We start from the raw sequence: 6,921 nt of genomic DNA on the forward strand, positions 1-6,921 counted from the left end.
CGCCGCCTTTTTTCACCATGTCGGTGAGCATCGCAAGAGCCGCTGTTGTTCCCGGGCAGCCCGCTCCGTCAAGACCGATTTCCTCAAGAATACGAGCAACCGAGTCGCCCACTTCTGGAGTCGGGGCAAGGGAAAGGTCGAGAATTCCAAAATCAACGCCAAGACGCTTCGCAGCCTCGCTTCCGACAAGCTGTCCAAGACGCGTGATTTTGAACGCCATCTTCTTGATTCCCTCGGCAAGCTCGTTGATTGGCTTTCCTTTATAGTCTTTTGCCGCCGCAAGAATTACTCCAGGCCCTGAAACTCCAACATTTATAACAGCGTCTCCTTCTCCCGGTCCGTGGAAAGCTCCGGCCATAAATGGATTGTCTTCCGGCGCATTGCAGAAAACAACGAGCTTTGAGCAGCCGTTCACCGCGCAGTCTTTGCTTGCCTCGGAAGTTTTCTTGATGATTTCGCCCATCAGCTTTACAGCGTCCATGTTGATTCCCGACTTTGTTGAGCCGCAGTTCACAGACGAGCAGACAAAATCAGTAGTTGCCAGAGCTTCCGGAATTGACTCAATCAGAATTCTGTCAGCTGGAGTTATTCCTTTCTGGACGAGAGCCGAAAATCCGCCGATAAAGTTTATTCCAAGCTCTTTCGCACATTTGTCGAGCGTTCTGCAGTATTCAACGTAGGATTTTGCGCCGCTTGCTCCGGCAACGAGCGAGATTGGAGTTACAGAAACACGCTTGTTTATGATTGGAACGCCGAATTCCTTTTCAATGTCCTGCCCGACTTTCACAAGATTTCCGGCCTTGCGCATTATTTTTTCATAGATTTTCTGGTTTGCAGTTTTTGCGTCCGAGTCCGCGCAGTCCAAAAGCGAAATTCCCATTGTTATGCAGCGCACATCGAGCTTCTGCTGCATGAACATATTAACGGTCTCCTGAATTTCAACAGGTGTAAAAAGCATATTTCCTCCAAAATAGGGCGTTTCGCCGCTTCGCGCCGCCGGGCTATCCGCGGTTCCGCTTTCGCTCCATTCAAAAATGATGAGATGCAAGCAAGCCGAACGCTATTTTTGAACGGCTCCGCCGCCGCTCCTATCCCTAACGCAAGGTCAATTCTATCTTAAAATGCATTGTTGTTCAAATAAATGTCGTTTTTTCACACTTGACTGTAATGCCTTCAAAAGTATATTATTATTCATACCCTTGGAAACTATAGGAGCTTTTTATGGCAGCAAACAATAAAGAAGAAAAAAAACTTAATCCGTTTGTAGAAGGCGTTCTTGGAGTTGCTTCTCTTGCATTGATTACAGTTGTAGGATTTTTTGTATTCTTCGCATTTGACATTCTTCTCTTGGATTTTGACCCAATCGGAAAACTCGTACAGTTGATTTTCTAATTTTTACTAAAAATCCGTAAGGAACTGAAAATTTGGCAAAAGACCGGCTCATTTTTTGAACCGGTTTTTTTTATTTTACAGAAAATTCACTTCAAAAAAATTACAATATTATTTTTCAATAACGACAAGGTTTCGTTCGCGTTCTTCGCCTTCTTTTGTGTTTTCGGTCAAAAAAGGAACAGTCAGTTTTTCAATTACGTATTTTGGTGAAGATGATTCCAAAGCTTCCATTTCTTCTTTTATTTTTTCGGCTTTTGCCTTGTAAGCCGCAAGTTTTCCGTTATCTTTTAAAATTCTTCGCAAAATTTTGAGCATTTTTTTGTCCAGCGGTCTAAAAGCCCTAAAAACACAAAGATCGAAGCGTTTTTGAGCAAGTCTTTCTGCCTGATTTTCTTCGATCGTAACATTTTCAAGATTCAGTTTTTGTGCACAGGTCAAAAGAAAATTGCATCGTTTTGACATTCTTTCTACAAGCGTAAAATTTAATGACGGAAAAGCGGTTGCCAGCGGAATTCCTGGAAGTCCTGCTCCAGAACCAATGTCCGCGAGCATAAGGTTATTGCAACCGAAAGAAAGTTCTGTTCCGGATTTTTCGACAAGACCGGCGCATAGGGCGGCGACTTTTTCTGCGCCGCTTAAACTGTCCAAAACATGGCGGATTGCAGTTTCGTCGTAGTCTTCTGTATTTATAAGGTCGAATTTTTCGTTAAACTCCAGAAGCGTTTTTATGTAAATGTCCATTTTTTCTTCAAGTTCTGGCAGCGGAAGCGTTTTTATTCCGCAAAAATCGCCTTTTTCAAAACCAAGCTGGACAAGTCCTTCGTGAAGATAATTCATAAAATGCCTCTTTTTGAATAAAAATTTTATTTTATAAAAAAAATAAAATCGAAACCGAAATTTCAGCTTCAGTTTTTACATGCTCAAAAGCAAATCTAGATTTGTTCCGTCTTTTTCCGCTTTTAATGTTACAAGATTTCCTGTCTTGTAGGCGTAAAGTTCACCAAGCTGGCATATTTTATACAGATACGACGAATTGTTTTTTTCTGTCTGAGAAAGCGCCGTCGTTGCGGTAAATTTGTTGCTTCCGTTGGTTGCTCCATCCGCCTTAAACAAAATATAAAAAGTTTCCGAAAGATTTTTTCCGTTTAACTGATATTTGCAGTCGCCGGTCAATAAAAAAGTTCCGTCAACTTGCGGCTCAGAGAAAAAAACAGTCTTGCAGGCAGGTTTTAGATTTTGACCGTTTACTAAAAATCTCAAAATCGACTGATTTTTTTGAGGAACTTTTAAAGCTTCGTTTTGAGAAAAAATTGCCGCATTTTGCGCAGAAGTTCCAATATTGCCATTTCCGATGGCTGCCTTTTTTAAGTTTTCAAGTTCCGAAAGAATTTGCCGTAAATAAATCGAATTTTGTGCGTTCAAAGCCAAATTTTTTGAGGAATTCAGCGAATTTGACGGATTCGTCTGGTTTAGCGAAGAACCGAGAAAAGAAAGTCCAGAATTTTCGCTGGAAAGACCGGAAATTTCTCCCAAAATCCCAAGACTGCTCAAATTTGAGAGGTCGCCTGCTGTAAGATAATTTTTTAATTCGGAAAGTTGAGCGTTTTTGCCAGAAAATGCCACCGCTGTAGAATTTTCTTCGGCTTCCAAATTTTTTGCGTCTGAATTTTCATTTTTTGAAGGAACTGCGTTTTTTGCGCTGGAAACTGCGTTTTTGCGTCCGGTATAAAATTCCTTATTTCCCGGAATATAAAAACCTTTTCCGATTGAAGGCGAAGAAATTGTCGGCATAGAAGTCGAAGGCATCTTCGGCTGAGCCGGAAGTTCCAGATTTTTTTGCGCAGAATTCTCCTGAGCAAAAATTGGATTTTCAACTTTTGCACTGAGAATCAAAATAAATGCGGCAGACAAAAAAACAGTTTTTTTACAGATTTTCAAGGCTTTCTTCCACATATTGCAATCTCTGCTGGAGGGCAGTGATAGTTTTTTCCAGACGATTTTTTTCTTTTTCGAGTTTTTGTCTTGGATCGTCATTTTTGTGCTGTTTCATAAGCTGGGCAACAGTGTCGGCAGGCTTTCCTTCAAGAATCTGCTGTTCAGCAGCCTGACGATCTTCCGATTTTTTTAATGACGCAACTTTTTTCATATTGTCAAAACCGATTGCCGGATTTACTTCCACCATTCCAACTTTTGTAATTTCTTTTGCAGTTGTGCGCGGCAGACACAAAACGCGGTCAAGATAATCCTCGTAACGAATATTTAACTTTTCGCAGAGAGCATGAGCCTGGCTCAAAAGCCTTCCAAATTCCTGCATCAATTTTCCGTTTACTTCTATATAATCGCGACGAATTTTTTCAGTCAATTCCTTTAATTCAGGAGATTCTTCAATCGAAATCTTATAAATTCCAAGACTTTCTGCTTTTTGAAGCAGGGCATGGAATTTAGCCCAAAAAGCCGCATTGTGAGCTTTTCCGCCGGCCATAATTTTTCCGCCGCTTTCGGCAAGTTTTTCTTCGTTTACAAGATGGTGAGTATATTCGTGAATCGCCGTATAAATAAGCTGATTGTCTTCCTTAAAATTTTTATTGTGCAGTAAAATTTCTCTTGTTTCCGGGTTGTAAAGTCCGTTTACCCTTGTCGATTCTTTTCCAGTCAAAATTACCTGAAAATCCAGTTCCGTCGGCTGAATTTCCAAAAGTTTTTGTTTAATAGTTTCGTTATCCATAAGTCGAATTATAGTCAAAAAAATTTAATTGGTCATTAAAAAAATGCTCAAGGCTTTCAAAAAACAATTTTTAAATTTTGAATTCCGGGCCATTTTTGCCTTGCAAAAACCGGGCTTTTCGCACTTCCGCGTCTTCGCGCTCCATTGTTTTGCCTTGCAAAACAACGCCTTCGGCGGTGCTACAATCCCTTGTCCAAATTTTGTATTTATTCCAAAAATCCCATCGAATTTAAAATAATGCTTGCCGCAACGGTCGCCGCTGTTTCGGTTCTTAAAATTCTGCAGCCCATCGAGCAGAGCGTAAAATTGTTTTTTTCCAGAAGGTCGCGCTCGTCGTCCGTCCAGCCTCGCTCGCTTCCAATTGCCGCAACAATTTTTGCCGAACCTTCTTTTTCCAAAAAACTGCGCAAACTTTCTTTTGGGCGGCGGTTGTCCAGGGCAATTAGCGAAGTTTCAAATTCTCTGTCGCTTTTTACAAGATTTATTGCTTCCGAAAGCGATTTTGCAACAACCAGTTCAGGAACATGAGTGCTTGCCGCCTGCGCCGTTCCGTCCAGAAGCATTTTGTATGCAGAGCCGTCAGAAACAACGTTTGAGTCAAGATAAGATTTTTCGGTCAATTTAGTTCCAGTCAAAATAACTTTGCGGCATCCAAGACCTGCAACATCGCGCAAAAGCCTTCTTAATTGAATTGGACGCGGAAAACCGATAATCAAACTGAGAGGATAAAGCGGTTTGCCGCGGGTTTTTGGCACAAAAGAAAAACTGATTTGTCCGTCGCCAGAAATTTCTGTAATTTGGGCAATTCCTGCCGCACCGCCAATAATTCCTGCATCAAAAGTGTCGCCAGTCGTTTTGTGCAAAACTTTTATAATATGCTGTGCCCGCTCATCGCTTTTATTTAACGGTTTTGAAATTTCTTCACTCGTAAAAAGACAAATATTCATAAAAATTCCTGGTGTCTAAGAAATCTCTTAGAATGACCTAATTTTAGATTTTTTTTATAGATTTTACAACGAAAAGAAATTTATAATAAACCAAGCTGTTGTTTTGCTTAAAAATTATCAAAAAATCGGAGCGGGCTAATGATGTTGTATAAAAAGAATTTGTTCTTTGTAGTTTTTACAACGCTTTTTCTCGCTTCTTGCGATTTAGATTTAAGTTTAACTACTGAAGCAACTTCTTCGACAGTTTCTTCTGCAACGTCCTCAACTGTTTCCTGGGATGCCTCTCAGAGCGATATTTTTGAGCTTTCGGCAGATGTAAAAACCGTAAACATTTCAAACGCAGTTTCCGGAAAAACACTTTATTTTGTAAGAAGAAACACCGGTTCGCAAACTATCAGTTCAACAAATACAAGAACTCTGACGGCTTCAAGCCAAAGGCTGGCCGTTTCCAGCACTTCTAGCGATTTTTTAGAATTAGATGAAGAAGTTCAAAATCTTCAAAAAGGTTTTGCCGGCTGCTTTATTCCTGAGCAAATTGATTTAAAAAATTACGCTTCTTCAGCCCGCTCGGTTTCTGTTTTGTCCGAAACTGCAATCAGCGGAAACGTAGGCGAAACAAAAAGAATTTACGTGGACAATAATACCGATATTTCAACTTTCGTTCAAAAATCCGCAACTCTCCGCGCAGTTGGAACTTACTGCTATGTCTGGGTTGTTGATGATTTTTATTCTTCAACTGCCGGCGAAAACAAAGTTGATTCTGCAATTGCTCAAAAATATGCGGACGCCTTTGACAAGATGTATCCTATGATAACAAATGTTTTTGGAAAAGAATCTGATAATATTTATTATGATTCCAGATGGCGCAATATGGAAGATTACAGCAGCACTGGTACAAAAATAAACATTGTTGTTTACGACATTGGAAACGATTATTCCCTTTCCAAGGAAGATAAATGCGGAATTGTCGGATATTTTTATGCAAAAGACTATATTTATAATTATTCAGAAAATGGCGTAACTTCAAATAACGGAAAATATTTTTATATAGATTCCGGATATTCAAATTCGAATTTTGACACTACTATTTCTACTTTGGCGCACGAATTTCAGCACATGGTAAATTATAACCAGAAAACTGTTTCGCACGATCTGACCAGCGGTCAATGGTACAATGAAATGCTCAGCATGCTCTGTGAAGATATGATGCAGAAACATTTGGGAATTGACGACGAAGATTCTCCTAAAGCAAGAACAACAGTTTTTAACGCATATTACTACTATTCTGGAATTAGCGAATACAATTCAGATAAGCAAATTTGTTCGTATGCAACTGCATTTTCGTTTGGTTCGTTTATTGCCAGAAATTTTGGCGGAGCGGAACTTGTTCAAAAAATCAGTAAAAATTCTTATGTGGATAACGATTCAATAACAGATGCTGTAAATTCCTTAAATGGCACAAATTACACTTACGATGATTTATTTGAAAAATACTTGCTGGCGCTTTTGGGAAATTCAACTTATACGCACGATAAAGATGCAGAGTGCACGCTCAAATACAATTCAGGCGATTACAGCTTAAATCCTTATGAATATCCAATGACCGCTTACAATATTTTCGATTCTGAATATTCTTTTTCTGTGAATGAAAAAGAATATTATGGACCTGCAATTTTTAACTATAATGCAAAAAGTGTTGATTTAAGACCGGAAAATGGAATTTTAATTCACGGAATAGGAACTTTTTCCGGTTCGAATGTTTCCGTCAGTTTCTCGTCTGGAACAAGCGCGGAAAAAATATATTTGATAATAAAATAAAAAACGGTCGTTTCTCGCTTTGTTGCGAAACAACTTAAA

The 6,921-nt window shown here is 39.5% G+C and carries 7 protein-coding genes; 2 read left to right on the forward strand and 5 right to left on the reverse strand.

The features are described 5' to 3' along the window. Window positions 1–958, reverse strand: a 958-nt coding sequence (locus B2X33_RS03515; protein ID WP_296667698.1) for a DUF711 family protein, incomplete at its 3' end; no start/stop codon positions are given. Between the two features lie 263 nt (window positions 959–1,221). On the opposite strand from B2X33_RS03515, the gene B2X33_RS03520 reads away from it, so the two are divergent. Further along, window positions 1,222–1,392 (forward strand): hypothetical protein, encoded by a 171-nt coding sequence (locus B2X33_RS03520; protein ID WP_288516204.1) that lies wholly within the window; start codon window positions 1,222–1,224, stop codon window positions 1,390–1,392. A gap of 108 nt (window positions 1,393–1,500) precedes the next feature. On the opposite strand, the gene rsmG is transcribed toward B2X33_RS03520, so the two are convergent. The 4 genes from rsmG to B2X33_RS03540 all read right to left on the reverse strand — a co-directional run bounded on the left by rsmG (window position 1,501) and on the right by B2X33_RS03540 (window position 5,064). Continuing rightward, a complete protein-coding gene (gene rsmG, locus B2X33_RS03525; RefSeq protein ID WP_296667700.1) occupies window positions 1,501–2,229 on the reverse strand; it encodes a 16S rRNA (guanine(527)-N(7))-methyltransferase RsmG in 729 nt (242 codons plus the stop codon). A 75-nt stretch (window positions 2,230–2,304) separates the two neighbouring features. Beyond that, complete coding sequence (locus tag B2X33_RS03530) at window positions 2,305–3,330, reverse strand: hypothetical protein (RefSeq protein ID WP_296667703.1); 1,026 nt, start codon at window positions 3,328–3,330, stop codon at window positions 2,305–2,307. Then, window positions 3,317–4,117: a hypothetical protein gene (locus tag B2X33_RS03535; RefSeq protein ID WP_296017712.1), complete on the reverse strand. Its 801-nt coding sequence runs from the start codon at window positions 4,115–4,117 to the stop codon at window positions 3,317–3,319. Before B2X33_RS03535 ends, B2X33_RS03530 begins: the two co-directional genes overlap by 14 nt. Before the next feature lie 206 nt (window positions 4,118–4,323). After that, window positions 4,324–5,064: an RsmE family RNA methyltransferase gene (locus tag B2X33_RS03540; protein ID WP_296017716.1), complete on the reverse strand. Its 741-nt coding sequence runs from the start codon at window positions 5,062–5,064 to the stop codon at window positions 4,324–4,326. Window positions 5,065–5,202: 138 nt separating this feature from the next. Here B2X33_RS03540 and B2X33_RS03545 point away from each other — a divergent pair, with 138 nt between their 5' ends. Further along, on the forward strand, window positions 5,203–6,882 hold the full coding sequence (locus B2X33_RS03545; protein ID WP_296667705.1) for a M30 family metallopeptidase: 1,680 nt from the start codon (window positions 5,203–5,205) through the stop codon (window positions 6,880–6,882). Window positions 6,883–6,921: the final 39 nt, after the last annotated feature.

The sequence above is a fragment of the Treponema sp. UBA785 genome (genome assembly GCF_002297065.1).
Lineage (GTDB): Bacteria > Spirochaetota > Spirochaetia > Treponematales > Treponemataceae > Treponema_D.